We start from the raw sequence: 2,117 nt of genomic DNA on the forward strand, positions 1-2,117 counted from the left end.
CCAGCTACAGCAGGACCCTTTCGTATCAGGGAACCATCGGACATCAATACCGGGTGACAGCCGAAGTCTTTGCCAGAGACGCCAACGGCATCGACAGCCGTACCACTCCCACCTCCTCCGCGGTTACGGCAAAAAGATAGCTTAAAATATAACATTTTTCAATTTTGATGAAATGTATTGTATTAACTTTCTGATATATGTATAACCAACTAAAGGTCAAATATTATAACCGCAATTAGAAAGCAGGTGTCTCCAATGCATCTATAACTCTGAAAAGTTTAGCTTTGGAACTAATACTTTGCGCAAGAAATTTCTTATTACGGGGTGATACTGTGAATATTAGAAAAAGATTCTTTGCTATAGCACTGTCTTTTGTTCTTTTCATGGCTAACCAACCCGTCGCTTTTGCCGCAACCACTCAGCCATCCAGTCTGCAAAAGATAAATGTAGAAGAACGCAACGCAGTAGGGTTAGAAGAATTTAAAAATTATATTAGCAAGTTTTTTAATAACCCCGAGGAATACACACTTTATGATAAAAGTGGAAATGATATCAGCGATGAATTCTATGAAAAATATAATAATTTATTTGAGAAAGGTGACTTCTCTGTTCTTCAAGAGATTTCTGAATCTACGATTTCTTACATGAGCTACCACCCATTACCTGGTTCTATAGATAATATATCCTCTACTATCTCTCGAGCTAACAAACGCTATACATATGATTTGTACACTGTTGGTATTCTTATTGAAGGAGTAATGGACTTTGAAGTACAGATGACGCCTAGACTTACTTATTATGTTGATTCAAGTGGTAAAATCGTACAACCTGTAAACGATCCTGTATTGGATATAGCAATTCACGACTTCGTTGTATATGATTTTTCGTTCAAAAACATCGAGGTATGGTCCTATGTTTCGGCTGATGGTAAAACAGTTTACTTTGGCGGTGAATTTTGTGTATATCGCGCCTTGGAGGGAACGGCATTTTATTCAGGAAAGATGAAGGTCGAAGCGGTTGCTCATGCTGATGGTACTTTTGAAAAGCCTACATGGGAGCAGACAGGCACTTATCTTGAGCCTCCTTTTTAATTAAATCTCATACATGAGAAAGGACTGTTAATATTGAAAAGACTGTGTTCCCTTTTATTAGGACTGGCTTTAATAACTGGTACTTCTATTTCTCCTGCGTATGCCTCAGAAATAGAACCGCGATACTCCATTGAAACCATTGAAGTTGAATTAGAGGTCCCCGCGACGATCCCTTCCCAGCAGCTTACAGATTCTACTGGTAGAACTGTATCATTTCCAAAGTTTAGATCTAGTTGTATTGTAACATGCGCTGTTGATATAGACACAAGAACGGGAAGTATCGTTCGAGCCTCTGTCAAAGATTCATCGTTAGATCTCGGATTAGCTGAACCACCCTCAAGCGACCTTGAACATAATTCCGCTATGAACATTTTGTATATTCAAGTGATCAATCCATCGGACTGCATTACAATTGCATCAGACAAAAAGAGTTTTCGAATTAATGCCGAAATGGAGGCAAAAGTTCACTATGAAATAATCTGGATGAATACAACACCACCTGTTCCCAGCCTTTACGAAGATCTTTACTTCAACATTTCTGGAAGCGCAACTTATAGGACGGCATAATAAAGATATATAACTTATAATAATTACCAGGGGGATGATTATGCGGAAAGCACTTAAACGTGCAATAGCTTATGGAATATATTACATAATATTTATTGGCGTGACCATTTACGGCACAATTAGAGGATGGCCACTCCGCATACCTATACTCCTTGTTTTCCTAATTTTACTATATGCCTGCGTGGGAGGCAAAAGCAATGCCATTACAGAATATCGCTATCATACCGATAACCCAATGATTGCGCCTGACTTACCTATACAGCCTGAACGGAGCTCCGCTTCAGTTTCCTTTCTTGCATCTTTTCTTTTGCTTCTTCCACCGGGGCTGTATTTGATCATTAGTGTGTGCATCGGTTTATTGACCTAGCTTATGGCGGAACCACTTTGCAGCATCCTCGTTGTGGACACCCCCCACCCTCGCTATGAAAATGCTACGTCTGATACGGCTGTGTATTCCGT

The 2,117-nt window shown here is 39.7% G+C and carries 2 protein-coding genes; both read left to right on the forward strand.

The genetic code is table 11. The features are described 5' to 3' along the window. Nucleotides 1-332 precede the first annotated feature (332 nt). Nucleotides 333-1,091 (forward strand): hypothetical protein, encoded by a 759-nt coding sequence (locus ACLUJM_RS13570; protein ID WP_044944724.1) that lies wholly within the window; start codon nucleotides 333-335, stop codon nucleotides 1,089-1,091. Between the two features lie 33 nt (nucleotides 1,092-1,124). Beyond that, a complete protein-coding gene (locus ACLUJM_RS13575) occupies nucleotides 1,125-1,658 on the forward strand; it encodes a hypothetical protein (protein WP_009259693.1) in 534 nt (177 codons plus the stop codon). The last annotated feature ends 459 nt before the right edge of the window (nucleotides 1,659-2,117 follow it).

The organism is Finegoldia sp. (assembly GCF_046991905.1).
In the GTDB taxonomy this organism is placed as follows: Bacteria; Bacillota; Clostridia; order Tissierellales; family Peptoniphilaceae; genus Finegoldia.